Source organism: Vibrio sp. D3 (assembly GCF_043995865.1).
Lineage (GTDB): Bacteria > Pseudomonadota > Gammaproteobacteria > Enterobacterales > Vibrionaceae > Vibrio > Vibrio diabolicus.
Window position 1 is genome coordinate 1217015 of sequence record NZ_CP171887.1, and the last position, 12449, is coordinate 1229463.

The following is a 12449-nucleotide window of genomic DNA, read 5'->3' on the forward strand; positions in this document are numbered from 1 at the left end:
GTTTTGTGCTTGAAGTTTAGCCGATTATCGTTTTATCGGTTAATTGCTATTACCTAACCAGGTCGGAGTTGATATACTCGACCTTCTTTTATTCATTCACAATCATAGATAGAGATCATGTTAAAGATATATAACACACTCACAAGACAGAAAGAGGAATTCAAACCAATTACAGCTGGCAAAGTCGGCATGTATGTCTGTGGAGTTACCATCTACGATCTCTGTCACATCGGTCACGGTCGCACTTTTGTCTCCTTTGACGTGGTATCACGTTACCTTCGTTACCTAGGTTACGATCTAACGTTTGTACGCAACATCACAGACATCGATGATAAGATCATTAAACGTGCGGCTGAAAATGGCGAGTCTTGTGACTCATTGACCGAGCGCTTGATCGGTGAAATGCACGCAGACTTCGACGCATTAAACATGAAGCGCCCAGATATTGAGCCTCGTGCAACCCAGTTTATTCCAGAAATCATCGAACTTGTTCAAAAACTGATTGAACGTGGCTTTGCTTACGTTGCGGATAATGGCGATGTAATGTTTGAGGTTCGCAAGTTTGACGAATACGGCAAACTGTCTAAACAAGATTTGGATCAGCTGCAAGCGGGCGCGCGCGTTGATGTCGAAACAGCCAAACGCAGCCCACTAGACTTCGTTCTTTGGAAGATGTCTAAACCAGGTGAACCTACGTGGGAATCACCATGGGGCCCTGGTCGTCCAGGCTGGCACATTGAATGTTCTGCTATGAACTCTTCAATCCTAGGTGATCACTTTGATATTCACGGTGGCGGCTCTGATCTTCAGTTCCCACACCACGAAAACGAAATCGCGCAATCATGCTGTGCACACGACACTAAGTACGTAAATACTTGGATGCACAGTGGCATGGTGATGGTAGATCGCGAGAAGATGTCTAAGTCTCTAGGCAACTTCTTTACTATCCGTGACGTACTTGGTCACTACGATGCAGAAACGGTTCGTTATTTCCTTATGTCTGGTCACTACCGTAGCCAGTTAAACTACAGCGAAGAGAACCTAAACCAAGCACGCGCTTCGCTTGAGCGTCTATACACTTCTCTACGTGGTTTGGATCTAAATGCTGCTCCTGCTGGTGGTGAAGAGTATGTATCTCGCTTTACAGCAGCGATGAACGATGACTTCAATACGCCAGAAGCGTACTCAGTTCTGTTCGACATGGCGCGCGAAGTTAACCGTTTGAAAACAGAAAACCTAGAGAAAGCGAGCGAGCTAGGTGCGCTAATGCGTGAACTAGCAGATGTGATCGGTATTCTTCACCAAGATCCAGAAGCCTTCCTAAAAGGTGATGCAGGTAACGATGATGAAGTGGCTGAAATCGAAGCTCTTATCAAGCTGCGTAACGACTCTCGCGCTGCGAAAGATTGGGCGAATGCAGATATGGCTCGTGACAAACTGACCGAAATGGGCATTGTTCTGGAAGATGGTCCAGAAGGCACAACGTGGCGTCGTAAGTAATTGAATTTTCAATTTTAAAGGGCTGATAATTCAGCCCTTTTATTTTCCATTTCCATAAATTAAAACTTTAACTTTAGGTAATGCTCTGTGGCTCAGATGTATTTCTATTACTCAGCAATGAATGCGGGTAAATCAACAACGCTTCTTCAATCCTCTTTCAACTATCAAGAACGCGGCATGACGCCAGTTATTTTTACGGCGGCACTAGATGATCGCTTTGGTGTCGGTAAAGTGAGCTCTCGTATTGGTCTTCAATCTGACGCACACTTGTTTCGTCAGGATACCAATTTATATCAAGAGATAGCAGCTCTGAATGAGGTTGAGAAACGTCACTGTATTCTTGTTGATGAGTGTCAGTTCTTGTCGAAAGAGCAGGTTTACCAACTTACTGAAGTTGTTGATAAACTGCATATTCCAGTATTGTGTTACGGCCTTCGCACCGATTTTCTAGGCGAACTTTTTGAAGGCAGTAAGTACCTGTTATCTTGGGCAGACAAGTTGGTTGAGCTCAAAACGATCTGCCACTGCGGTCGCAAAGCGAATATGGTTATTCGTACTGATGAACATGGCGTGGCGATTAAAGAGGGCGATCAAGTTGCGATCGGCGGTAACGACAAATATGTCTCCGTGTGCCGTCAGCATTACAAAGAAGCACTCGGTAAATAATCCGTATTAATACAGAAAAGCCACCGTAATCGGTGGCTTTTTGTTGTCTGCTAGAAAGGGCTTTAGACTAAGTCAAAACCAAATCTCTCTAGCAAAAACTGATAAGATGATTCTACCTGCGGAGGGATGTTTTGCTCGGTTTGAAACCCTTTCTCTGGATAGCTTTTTACGCGAGAGAAATCTTCCATTAGTGCTTCTAGCACCATCATTAATGGCATGTCTTCATTAATATATTCAAAAAACGGATGAGCCGTAGAGCTTACCTGGAGCTGGGAGTAGGGTGACTGCCACTGTTTTTCAAATGTCGCTATGGCTCTGCGTTCCATAAATGGTTTTTGCACCAGAATAAACGATGAGCAATGTTTTCCTTCTTTTTTCAATCGTTGCTCAGTAAAGCGAACGTTTTCTCCACTATTGGTGGATTCAGTTTCGAGCAAAATTGCTTCACTGGGCACACCTGACATCTTGGCAATCTCGGCAAAAGTTTCCGCTTCGCTTTTTTCAAACAGTCCATCGGTAAAACGGCCTTCTCCCCCTGAAAATACAATCAAAGGCGCTAACTTTTGGTGGTACAGATTTGCTGCATGCTCCGCTACACGCACATCGTTACTGCACATCACAAACAAACAGTCTGCGGGTTTCAGCTCATGTTTGAGTTGCATGTAATCCCAAAGTGTTTCTATGTGTCGATAGAGTTTCATAGCGCGTCCAAAGTTGAGTTGAAATGAAATTGATAGCCAAGTGAGAGTAGTTTGTCTGCGAGAATGCGCTTATCTGTTTGTTCTGTGACTGGTGGAAGAGGTATCTCACTTTCGCTCTTATTTATAGCGGCTTGGTAGAACTCCGCCTTGCTGACGGTATGCGGTGTGGTCACGTTAATGACTTGGTTACTTAAATTATCTAAAGCAAATTTGACCGCCGATACTGCATCATCTTGATGAAGCATATTAGCAGGCGCTTTACGACTGACTTGTTTTAGTCTCAGTGCAAAGCGAGAAGGGTGCCTGTCTGGCCCAATTAGCCCGCTACAACGCATAATGACGAAGCTAATATTAGAGTCGATAACATGCTGCTCGGCTTGCAGCATAATACGTGCATTGTCAGAGAAATAAGGGCTGTCGGCTGCTAAAGAGAGTGACGCATCTGCTTCCTCCATATCAGAAGCCAGGTTGGGATACACCGTTGTAGAGCTAATCATAACGAGCTTTTCAACGTTGTTTTGCTTTGCTGCGTTTGCGAGCATTTGCCATTGTTGGGCGTATTCTTGTCCGCGTCCTTTACGAAAACCAGGGGGAAAAGCACCGACAACGTGAGTAATTTGATGTTGCTTAAGCAACTCATCTAGCCGTTTCGCCGCGTTAAGTTGATTAAAATCGAATAATGCGGAGTGAGTTAATGAAGCGGGTAACTCGTTTAACCGAGCTTGGTTACGACGAGTAACGACAACGTGGTGTCCGTCTTTCATCAAAGTTTCTGCTAGCGGAGTTCCGAGCCAGCCTGCACCTACGATCAATGTATTTGCCATTTGGGTCTTCCTACTTACTTATTTATGTCTGCTCGAATAGATTGAGCAGCTCTGCTTTGGCTTGTTGATGGAGGGGATCTGAATGCCATTTCTGATGTTGAATAAGGTCAACATTGACTTGCCAAGCCAGCTTTGTGAAATCATCCCCAACTCTTTTCAGTGTGTTCGGTGAATACGCGACTAAATGCTCTGGAAGAAAGCACCAACCAAACCCTTTATTCGCTAATTCCAACAAAATATAGTAGTTATCAGCGTACCAGATATCCGGGCTGAATGCTTGATTGAGACCACATGGCTCTGCGTTTTTGGAGCGTATGACCAGTTGACGATGTTGTTTGAGTTGATCAATGTGAGTGACGCGTTGCTGTGCCAGAGCGTGTGTTGAAGAGACATAGACATCGAACGCAATGTTACCAAGATTAGTGAAGTCGATATGTCTTGGCATTTGTAAGTCACTCAAAATAATCCCAGTAGTGGCGCGCTCCGATTTGACCAATTCAATGATATCCGGACTTGAAGCTGTTAAGCATTCAACTTGCAAATGTGGAAAGCGTTGCTCTAAATTTTTTAGCACGTCGGGCAAGCGAGTCAGAGGAATCCCTTCATCAATGGCTAAGACCAATTTATTCGTTGGTGTTGAAAAAAGCTGTGATGCTCTGTTGTTCAATCGGTCTAGTTGGCTGATTGCCGCTTGTGCATAAGGTATGAGCGCGAGGCCACTCTCGGTTAATTTCGGATATCGACCAGAGCGATCAAATAGATCAACACCACAGTCGACCTCCATATTTATGATGTGTTGGCTGACTACGGATTGAGCTCTCCCCAGTTTTCTTGCCGCGCCTGAAAATGATCCGGTTTCTGATGTAGCAATGAAAGCTTGCAGTTGTTCGATGGTAAACATATCGCTTTTGCCGATGGTATCTAACTTTTTGTTATCTGAATAATAGATAAAATTCTAAGCATTGAGTAGAACTATTTGGACAGAGAAATATGACTCGTAACGAACGAATTTTTCATGCAGTACTTTTTGAGTTAATCGCACTCGCGATCATTGTGCCAGCGGCTTCATTGATCACCGGAAAGGGATCGAGTGATCTCGCGTTGGTTGGGATTGGGTTGAGCATGTATACCGTCGTGTGGAATTACATCTACAACTTGTACTTTGATAAGTGTTTTGGCAGCAATCGAACTGAGCGAAGTTTAGCGATGCGTTTTGGGCATACAATTGGATTCGAGGGAGGGTTGATCTTTATCTCTATACCCGTCATTGCTTGGTTCTTAGAAATTACGCTTCTTCAAGCTCTGGTGTTGGAAGCTGGCTTCCTAGTGTTCTTCCTATTTTATGCCACGGGCTTTAATTGGTTGTACGACAAGGTTCAGCCATTTAGCAAAATGAAAAAACGATTAGCACCGCAGGTTTCGGCAGGAACAAAATGCAGGGACCAATAAAAAACGCCACCGAATTCGGTGGCGTTTTTGTTCAAATTACACAGAAAGGACTCTTAAAATCTTATCCGCATGCTCTGCGACTTCAATACCTTCATCTGTTAAATAACCACCATCAGGCTGTGTACAAAGTTGCTTCTCGTATAGACGAGCAACGGCTGCCTGCATTTCTTCTGACGCGTCTGTATGAACTTTAATACCAGTTGCAGCACTACTTAAGTCGAACTGAAGAAGTAGGTTCAATTCGGCGATATGTTCAGCTGAATATTTCATAAATGATTCCTTTACGCTTTTTTTACCAAGCTAGTCTGAAAAGAAGAGTTGAGCAACATTAAACGATAAGAAGTGTTAAGTATGGCGCTATCAGGCTGATATAACGCAGGATCTTTGTTCGAAAGGCAGAATACTTGTTAAGTATCAATGATAGTTACGATTGCGAATGATAGTTGACCTTTATCGGTTGATCTCTCGATAACAACATTTTTAGTAAACATGTCAAATAGCGCTTGAAAAAGTAGGGAAATGGAGCGATTATCCGCGCCTCTTTAATTGTTTCTAAATGTTACACCACAATGAACTTCAATCAGTTTGACTCACTATTACCGCCTCAGGCTGCGGAACGCGCGGCTGAAGTGGGGGTAGGTAAAGCAACTAAAGCACCGATCAAATCTTTTTTATTGGCAATTTCTGCCGGACTTCATATTGGTATTGCGTTCATCTTTTACACCACGGTGACAACAGGTGCAGGCGACCTTCCATGGGGTATTACCAGGCTAATCGGTGGCCTAGCCTTCAGCCTTGGTTTGATTCTTGTTGTCGTTACAGGTGGTGAGCTTTTCACTAGCTCAGTATTAACATTGGTAGCGCGAGCGAGTGGAAAGATCTCGTGGCAAGCGCTCATCAAAAACTGGTTTGTGGTTTATTTTGGCAACATGGTTGGTGCTCTTTTGTTGGTAGCATGCATGTTGGTCACCAAGCAGTATATGTTTGATCACGGCCAAGTTGGCCTCAACGCGATGGCGATCTCTCAACACAAATTGCACCATGGTTTCTTTGCTGCTGTTGCGCTTGGCATCATGTGTAACGTGCTGGTGTGTATTGCTGTTTGGATGACGTTTAGTGGACGTACATTAACTGACAAAATAGCGGTCATGATTCTGCCAGTAGCTATGTTCGTGTCGGCAGGTTTCGAGCACTGTATTGCGAACATGTTCCAAGTACCCATGGCGATTGGAATCAAATATTTTGCACCGGAAGCATTTTGGCAAATGACAGGGGCGGATATTGCAAACTATGCGGACTTAAACATGATGGGGTTCATCGTAAATAACCTTATCCCTGTAACGATAGGGAACATCATTGGTGGCGGTGTATTCGTTGGTATGTGGTATTGGATGATTTATCTACGTGATGAAGACAAGCATTTACGATAAATCTAAAAGAATAAAAGAAAGGCGAGCCAAATGGTTCGCCTTTCTTTTATTCGTGTCGATAAGTTTCACACAAATCGAGTGAGTTAAATCAGCTCTTCATTGATGCCAAAATCGGTTGGGAGCCAATGAGAAGTCACTTCCTTTGGTTCTTGAACGAGCCAGTCCAGAGGTGCATCGGATAGGAGTTCATCGTAATTTTCTTTGATCATTAAGACATCCATGTACGTCTCTCCAAGTTTGTGGTCACTATCTTTACTCTAAAATTAGAATATGTCAGGCAAATGATCAAAGCATGACGATTAGATTGATCACTTATGTTGCTATGTTTCTGGTTGCGTATGGGTTTAGGGTGTTTATCCACATTTTCTGTGGATAACCTGTCTCAAAGGCCGTGCGTATCTAAACTTGCAAAGAAAATTTCATAAAATTAGAGGCTTATACTCGAGAGAATTCTGTCTGACTTTTCTCCAGAAAGCGTCTTGATGAATGTTGAAAGAATGAATGAGTTATTCAGTTAAAAGTGCGTTTGACTTGATAATACAAGCCCTTTCACTGGCTTTGTTCACACGCTTAAACTATCTATGAGTTTTGGTAGGTTCTGGTTGTTGGATTTTTATTTTGATCCGGCCTTCTTTCGTTTGTACCCAGCTCAGTGTCATCTCCAGCGTAATAGCGACGGAGGTACTCAACATGACGAAAATAGCCAGCATAATCACCAACTGATATTTAATTGCAACCATCGGGCTTGCGCCACCTAGAATTTGACCAGTCATCATGCCTGGCAAGGTAACCAGCCCTGTAGTGGCCATAGAGGCTAAAGTTGGAGCAAGTGACTTTCTAAGGGCCTCTTGAATGAAGGGGAATGATGCATAACGAGGAGAGGCACCAAGTGAGATAGCAGCCTCATATTCTGATTGTCTCTGTTCAAAAGCCGTAAATAAATTCTGCAGTGCGATGATGTTACTACTTAAGCTGTTACCCAATAGCATGCCCGCAAGTGGGATCATGTACTGGGCGTTGTAAATAGGGGATGGCTGCACAAGGCCTGCGGTAATCGCTATAAGAAGTGGAATTAGGCCACAGGTCAAGCCTGTAAGAAGAGGAAGCATAAGTGGCTTTTTAGGCAGGCGAGCTTTTCCTGCAATTGAGCTTGCACCAATCAGTAACATGATGGCAAGCCAAAGTATATTGACAAGTAAGCTGTTTAATTGAAAAAGATATTCTAAATACACGCCAATCAATATGAGCTGAAGTGTCATACGAATAACACTAATTATTGTGTCTTTCGCAATCCCTAATTTGTAGCGGGCATTAATAAAGAAGGGAACCAACAAAATCAGACCAAACAATGCCAGTTTGGTCCAACTTATATCCACCACGCTATCCATAATCGCTCCTCGAAAATCCGCGAATAATTGTAACTAAGCTCCTCCTTTACATGAACATCAATGTGCATTTTTTGATGTTCTCAACGTAAACCTTTACCGCTATTCTCGTCATTATTTTGCATCATTTTATTCACAACTGATTATCTTTTGACGGGTTTTTAAGCCAATTTATGACCCGTTAATTACTATCCAAATGTAACTTATGTTTGGTAAATGTTGTTGCTTTAACAATTGATTAAAAGACTTATTTTGTCACATCTGTTCATGTTTTTTAATAAATAACATCAATCAATCACATCTCTGGATGAGCTCAAAAAAGTGTTGAATTACAAGGTCTGAGAGCTCTTATTTGATTGAACCTTACTATTAGTATGGTCTAACATTTTCCATTAGAGATTGTAAAAAACTTAAGCTTGGTTACGCGGGCTTTTCAATAACACTAGATACAAAATAGGCAAATGTATGAGTGATGTTAATAAAATTGAGAGTGGTGAAAAACGCTCCCTGGAGTGGAAGTCGTTCCTCTTCATTGCAGTTGTTCTCTTCCCAATTCTGAGTGTGGCTTTTGTCGGCGGTTACGGGTTCATCGTTTGGATGTTGCAAGTGTTCTTCTTTGGACCTCCAGGCGCGCACGGCATGTAAGCCTGTGAGCTCATAACCACACTTTTGAAAAGATTTTAAGAGAGCAAATAATGAAATCATTAATCATTAAACTGTGGCGTACCATGACGCGCCCAGCTGTACATATCAGCCTAGGTGTGCTGACTATGGGCGGCTTCATTGCTGGTGTTATCTTTTGGGGTGGCTTTAACACCGCTCTAGAAGCAACCAACACAGAAGAATTCTGTATTAGTTGTCACACAATGCGTGACAACGTGTACGTTGAGCTGCAAGAAACGGTTCACTGGAAAAACCATTCAGGCGTTCGTGCTACTTGCCCTGACTGTCACGTTCCTCATAACTGGACAGACAAAATTGCTCGTAAAATGCAGGCATCTAAAGAGGTATTTGCACAGGTATTTGGCAACTACGACGAACCGGGTGTGTTCGAAGAGCGTCGTATCGAACTTGCGAAACACGAATGGGATCGTTTCTCGGCAAACAAATCTTTAGAGTGTAAGAACTGTCACAACTACGAATCGATGGATTTCGAGCAAATGTCTCCAACCGCTCGTATCCAAATGAAGCAAGCAGCAGAGAAAGATCAAAGCTGTGTTGACTGTCATAAAGGTATCGCGCATAACCTGCCAGCAGGTATGGACAGCATCGGCGGTATCGTGGGTGACCTAGAAGGTATGACTTCAAATACAGATTACTCTGTAGGTCAGCAACTAGTGAGTGTTCGTCACCTACCAATTTACTTTGATGCACAAGGCACTAAAGAAGCCGGTCTTCTTAATCCAGCATCGACCGTTAAAGTTCTTGAAGACAAAGGCGAGTTTGTTGAAATCGAAATCGATGGCTGGCGTAAAGCGAAAGGTTTTGGTCGCGTAATTCAAGAAGACTTCGGTAAGAACATTGCGACTGCGTCTCTGATGAAAGAAGCAGCGACAGACAGCAACATTGTGACGACTGGTGAGAAAAAAGTGGATGAGCTAACGGGTCTTCCATGGGAAAAAGTGGCGGCGAAAGTATGGCTTAAGAAAGAGTCTATGCTGAACGACATCAATCCTGTTTGGGAAAAATCTCGTGAAGCGTACAAAACCAACTGTTCTGTATGTCACACGCAACCTGCGGAAGCGCACTTCGACGCGAACACCTGGCCAGGTATGTTCGACGGTATGTTGGCGTTCGTTAACCTAGATACAGACAGTGAAGCCCTGATCTTGAAGTATCTACAGAAACACTCTTCAGATTATGCTGAAGGTCACCACTAATAAGCGTCGGATTGGAGTAATTTAAATGGCTATTACACGAAGAAGTTTTCTTAAAGGTGTAGCAACCACAAGTGCAGCGTCAGTTATTGGTCCTAGCTTATTGGCGTCAGCCTCTGCCAATGCTGTTGAGACGACAGGTACTTGGAAAGTAACAGGTTCTCACTGGGGCGCGTTCCGCGCCCACATCTACGCGGGTAAAGTTCAAGAGATCAAGCCGCTAGAGCTAGACAAAAACCCAACAGAAATGTTGAACGGCATCAAGGGTATTATCTACAGCCCTTCACGTGTGCGTTACCCAATGGTTCGTCTAGATTGGTTGAAGAAACATAAATACAGCGCGGATACTCGCGGTAACAACCGTTTCATCCGCGTGACTTGGGATGAAGCGCTAGATTTGTTCTACCGCGAACTAGAACGTATTCAAAAAGACTACGGTCCATGGGCGCTACACGCAGGTCAAACAGGTTGGAACCAAACAGGTTCATTCAACAACTGTACCGCGCACATGCAACGTGCAGTGGGTATGCACGGCAACTTCATCACGAAAGTAGGTGACTACTCGACGGGTGCAGGTCAAACCATCATGCCTTACGTACTTGGTTCAACCGAAGTTTACGCACAAGGTACGTCTTGGTCTGAAATCCTAGAGAACTCTGACAACATCGTTCTTTGGGCTAACGACCCAGTGAAAAACCTTCAAGTAGGTTGGAACTGTGAAACGCATGAGTCGTTCAAGTACCTAGCACAACTAAAAGAAAAAGTAGCGAAAGGTGAGATCAACGTTCTATCTGTAGATCCAGTGAAGAACAAGACTCAGCGCTACTTAGAGAACGATCACTTGTACATTAACCCGCTGACAGACGTAGCGTTCATGCTTGCTGTGGCGCACGTGCTGTACAACGAAGACTTGTACGATAAGAAGTTCATTGATACTTACTGTCTAGGCTTTGAAGAGTTTATTCAATACGTTCAAGGTAAGACAAAAGACAAAGTAGAGAAAACACCAGAGTGGGCTGCGGCTATCTGTGGCGTGAAAGCGGACAAGATTCGCGAATTCGCGCGTATGCTAGTAAGTGGTCGTACACAGATCCTGATGGGTTGGTGTATCCAGCGTCAAGAGCACGGTGAGCAACCATACTGGGCGGCGGCTGTGGTTGCGGCAATGGTTGGTCAAATCGGTCTACCTGGCGGTGGCATCTCTTACGGTCACCACTACTCAAGTATCGGTGTACCTTCAACTGGTTTCGCGGGCCCTGGTGGTTTCCCTCGTAACCTTGACCAAGGTATGAAGCCGAAGTGGGACAACAACGACTTTAACGGTTACAGCCGTACTATCCCAGTAGCACGTTGGATCGACTGTCTGCTTGAGCCAGGCAAAGAGATCAACTACAACGGCGGTAAAGTGAAACTGCCAGACTTCAAGATGATGGTGATCTCGGGTTGTAACCCATGGCACCACCATCAAGATCGTAACCGCATGAAGAAAGCGTTCCGCAAACTTCAAACGGTTGTAACGATCGAGTTTGCTTGGACTGCAACATGTCGTTTCTCGGATATCGTTCTACCTGCGTGTACGCAATGGGAACGTAACGACATCGACGTATACGGTTCATACTCGAACAAAGGTCTGATTGCAATGCATCGTCTCGTCGATCCATTGTTCCAATCTAAGCCTGACTTCCAAATCATGAGTGAACTAACTCAGCGTTTTGGTCGCCGCGAAGAATACACTCGTGGTATGAGCGAGATGGAATGGATCGAAAGCCTTTACAACGATTGTAAAAAAGCGAACGAAGGTAAGTTTGAAATGCCAGAATTCAACGAGTTCTGGGAGAAGAGCGTACTAGACTTCGGTGAAGGTAAACCTTGGGTTCGTCATGCGGACTTCCGTAAAGACCCTGAGCTTAACCCACTAGGTACGCCGTCTGGTTTCATCGAGATCACGTCTCGTAAGATCGGCCGTTACGGCTACGAACACTGTCAAGAACACCCAATGTGGTTCGAAAAATCAGAGCGTTCACACGGTGGCCCTGGTTCAGATAAATACCCATTCTGGTTGCAGTCTTGTCACCCAGACAAGCGTCTGCACTCTCAAATGTGTGAATCTGAAGAGTTCCGTGCAACTTACGCGGTGCAAGGTCGTGAGCCTGTTTACATCAACCCAGCGGATGCGAAAGCGAAAGGCATCAAAGACGGTGACTTAGTGCGCGTATTCAACGGTCGTGGTCAGCTATTAGCTGGTGCTGTTCTTACTGACAGCTACCCACGTGGCGTTATTCGTATCGAAGAAGGTGCATGGTACGGTCCTCTAAACGAGAAAGAGGGCGCAATCTGTACTTACGGTGACCCTAACACGCTAACGCAAGACATTGGCTCTTCTGAACTTGCGCAGGCGACTTCTGCGAACACATGTATCGTAGACTTCGAGAAGTTCACTGGCAAAGTACCGCCAGTGACTTCATTCGGTGGCCCAATCGAAGTTGCTTAATTAATGCAATTCACATCAATCGAAATACCAGCCTTCGGGCTGGTATTTTTTTAACCAAAATTTCAGTGAGCGTTATCTCAATAATAAATTTGTGACGCTAAACGACAGTAGGATTCGTGACGTTGA

Annotated in this window: 13 protein-coding genes; 7 read left to right on the plus strand and 6 right to left on the minus strand. The window is 44.2% G+C overall.

All coding sequences use genetic code 11. The annotated features are described in order from the left end of the window. Positions 1 to 117 precede the first annotated feature (117 nt). The gene (gene cysS / locus ACHFJ9_RS13700) at positions 118 to 1500 is read left to right on the plus strand and encodes a cysteine--tRNA ligase (RefSeq protein ID WP_005390902.1); all 1383 of its coding nucleotides are present in this window, start codon (positions 118 to 120) and stop codon (positions 1498 to 1500) included. A gap of 87 nt (positions 1501 to 1587) precedes the next feature. Continuing rightward, positions 1588 to 2166 (plus strand): thymidine kinase, encoded by a 579-nt coding sequence (locus ACHFJ9_RS13705; RefSeq protein WP_005378154.1) that lies wholly within the window; start codon positions 1588 to 1590, stop codon positions 2164 to 2166. A 62-nt stretch (positions 2167 to 2228) separates the two neighbouring features. On the opposite strand, the gene ACHFJ9_RS13710 is transcribed toward ACHFJ9_RS13705, so the two are convergent. Genes ACHFJ9_RS13710 through ACHFJ9_RS13720 form a run of 3 tightly spaced genes read right to left on the minus strand, consistent with a single transcriptional unit; the run spans position 2229 to position 4592 of the window. After that, on the minus strand, positions 2229 to 2867 hold the full coding sequence (locus tag ACHFJ9_RS13710) for a YdcF family protein (protein WP_394623293.1): 639 nt from the start codon (positions 2865 to 2867) through the stop codon (positions 2229 to 2231). After that, positions 2864 to 3691, minus strand: coding sequence for an NAD-dependent epimerase/dehydratase family protein (locus tag ACHFJ9_RS13715; protein WP_170891304.1), 828 nt, complete (start codon positions 3689 to 3691; stop codon positions 2864 to 2866). The genes ACHFJ9_RS13710 and ACHFJ9_RS13715 overlap by 4 nt, the downstream gene beginning before the upstream one ends. A 22-nt stretch (positions 3692 to 3713) precedes the next feature. Next, a complete protein-coding gene (locus ACHFJ9_RS13720) occupies positions 3714 to 4592 on the minus strand; it encodes a LysR family transcriptional regulator (protein WP_005390908.1) in 879 nt (292 codons plus the stop codon). 89 nt (positions 4593 to 4681) lie between these two features. Between ACHFJ9_RS13720 and ACHFJ9_RS13725 the strand changes: the two genes are divergently transcribed. Further along, positions 4682 to 5140: a PACE efflux transporter gene (locus ACHFJ9_RS13725; protein ID WP_074191120.1), complete on the plus strand. Its 459-nt coding sequence runs from the start codon at positions 4682 to 4684 to the stop codon at positions 5138 to 5140. 36 nt (positions 5141 to 5176) lie between these two features. Here the strand turns inward: ACHFJ9_RS13725 and ACHFJ9_RS13730 are convergent, their stop codons facing one another. Beyond that, positions 5177 to 5410: a TIGR02647 family protein gene (locus ACHFJ9_RS13730; protein ID WP_005378148.1), complete on the minus strand. Its 234-nt coding sequence runs from the start codon at positions 5408 to 5410 to the stop codon at positions 5177 to 5179. Positions 5411 to 5709: 299 nt separating this feature from the next. Between ACHFJ9_RS13730 and focA the strand changes: the two genes are divergently transcribed. After that, positions 5710 to 6570 carry a formate transporter FocA gene (focA, locus tag ACHFJ9_RS13735; RefSeq protein ID WP_005393324.1) on the plus strand — a complete coding sequence of 287 codons (861 nt, stop codon included), beginning with the start codon at positions 5710 to 5712 and terminating at the stop codon, positions 6568 to 6570. A gap of 83 nt (positions 6571 to 6653) precedes the next feature. On the opposite strand, the gene ACHFJ9_RS13740 is transcribed toward focA, so the two are convergent. Together ACHFJ9_RS13740 and ACHFJ9_RS13745 are read right to left on the minus strand one after the other, a co-directional pair. Then, on the minus strand, positions 6654 to 6779 hold the full coding sequence (locus ACHFJ9_RS13740) for a hypothetical protein (protein ID WP_254903806.1): 126 nt from the start codon (positions 6777 to 6779) through the stop codon (positions 6654 to 6656). A 366-nt stretch (positions 6780 to 7145) separates the two neighbouring features. Further along, entirely contained in the window at positions 7146 to 7958 is an 813-nt protein-coding gene (locus tag ACHFJ9_RS13745) for an ABC transporter permease (RefSeq protein ID WP_065645351.1), read from the minus strand. Positions 7959 to 8420: 462 nt separating this feature from the next. On the opposite strand from ACHFJ9_RS13745, the gene torE reads away from it, so the two are divergent. The 3 genes from torE to torA are packed head-to-tail and all read left to right on the plus strand — an operon-like array spanning position 8421 to position 12323. After that, positions 8421 to 8600 carry a trimethylamine N-oxide reductase system protein TorE gene (gene torE, locus ACHFJ9_RS13750; RefSeq protein WP_005378141.1) on the plus strand — a complete coding sequence of 60 codons (180 nt, stop codon included), beginning with the start codon at positions 8421 to 8423 and terminating at the stop codon, positions 8598 to 8600. A gap of 50 nt (positions 8601 to 8650) precedes the next feature. After that, positions 8651 to 9835 (plus strand): pentaheme c-type cytochrome TorC, encoded by a 1185-nt coding sequence (gene torC, locus ACHFJ9_RS13755; protein ID WP_031780338.1) that lies wholly within the window; start codon positions 8651 to 8653, stop codon positions 9833 to 9835. Positions 9836 to 9860: 25 nt separating this feature from the next. Then, positions 9861 to 12323: a trimethylamine-N-oxide reductase TorA gene (torA, locus tag ACHFJ9_RS13760; RefSeq protein ID WP_041156583.1), complete on the plus strand. Its 2463-nt coding sequence runs from the start codon at positions 9861 to 9863 to the stop codon at positions 12321 to 12323. The last annotated feature ends 126 nt before the right edge of the window (positions 12324 to 12449 follow it).

What these genes read in the sequence shown, in the direction of transcription:
- cysS (WP_005390902.1), top strand. Translation starts at nt 118, where the DNA reads ATGTTAAAGATATATAACACACTCACAAGACAGAAAGAGGAATTCAAA.
- ACHFJ9_RS13710 (WP_394623293.1), bottom strand. Translation starts at nt 2,867, where the DNA reads ATGAAACTCTATCGACACATAGAAACACTTTGGGATTACATGCAACTC.
- ACHFJ9_RS13715 (WP_170891304.1), bottom strand. Translation starts at nt 3,691, where the DNA reads ATGGCAAATACATTGATCGTAGGTGCAGGCTGGCTCGGAACTCCGCTA.
- ACHFJ9_RS13720 (WP_005390908.1), bottom strand. Translation starts at nt 4,592, where the DNA reads ATGTTTACCATCGAACAACTGCAAGCTTTCATTGCTACATCAGAAACC.
- ACHFJ9_RS13725 (WP_074191120.1), top strand. Translation starts at nt 4,682, where the DNA reads ATGACTCGTAACGAACGAATTTTTCATGCAGTACTTTTTGAGTTAATC.
- ACHFJ9_RS13730 (WP_005378148.1), bottom strand. Translation starts at nt 5,410, where the DNA reads ATGAAATATTCAGCTGAACATATCGCCGAATTGAACCTACTTCTTCAG.
- focA (WP_005393324.1), top strand. Translation starts at nt 5,710, where the DNA reads ATGAACTTCAATCAGTTTGACTCACTATTACCGCCTCAGGCTGCGGAA.
- ACHFJ9_RS13740 (WP_254903806.1), bottom strand. Translation starts at nt 6,779, where the DNA reads ATGATCAAAGAAAATTACGATGAACTCCTATCCGATGCACCTCTGGAC.
- ACHFJ9_RS13745 (WP_065645351.1), bottom strand. Translation starts at nt 7,958, where the DNA reads ATGGATAGCGTGGTGGATATAAGTTGGACCAAACTGGCATTGTTTGGT.
- torE (WP_005378141.1), top strand. Translation starts at nt 8,421, where the DNA reads ATGAGTGATGTTAATAAAATTGAGAGTGGTGAAAAACGCTCCCTGGAG.
- torC (WP_031780338.1), top strand. Translation starts at nt 8,651, where the DNA reads ATGAAATCATTAATCATTAAACTGTGGCGTACCATGACGCGCCCAGCT.
- torA (WP_041156583.1), top strand. Translation starts at nt 9,861, where the DNA reads ATGGCTATTACACGAAGAAGTTTTCTTAAAGGTGTAGCAACCACAAGT.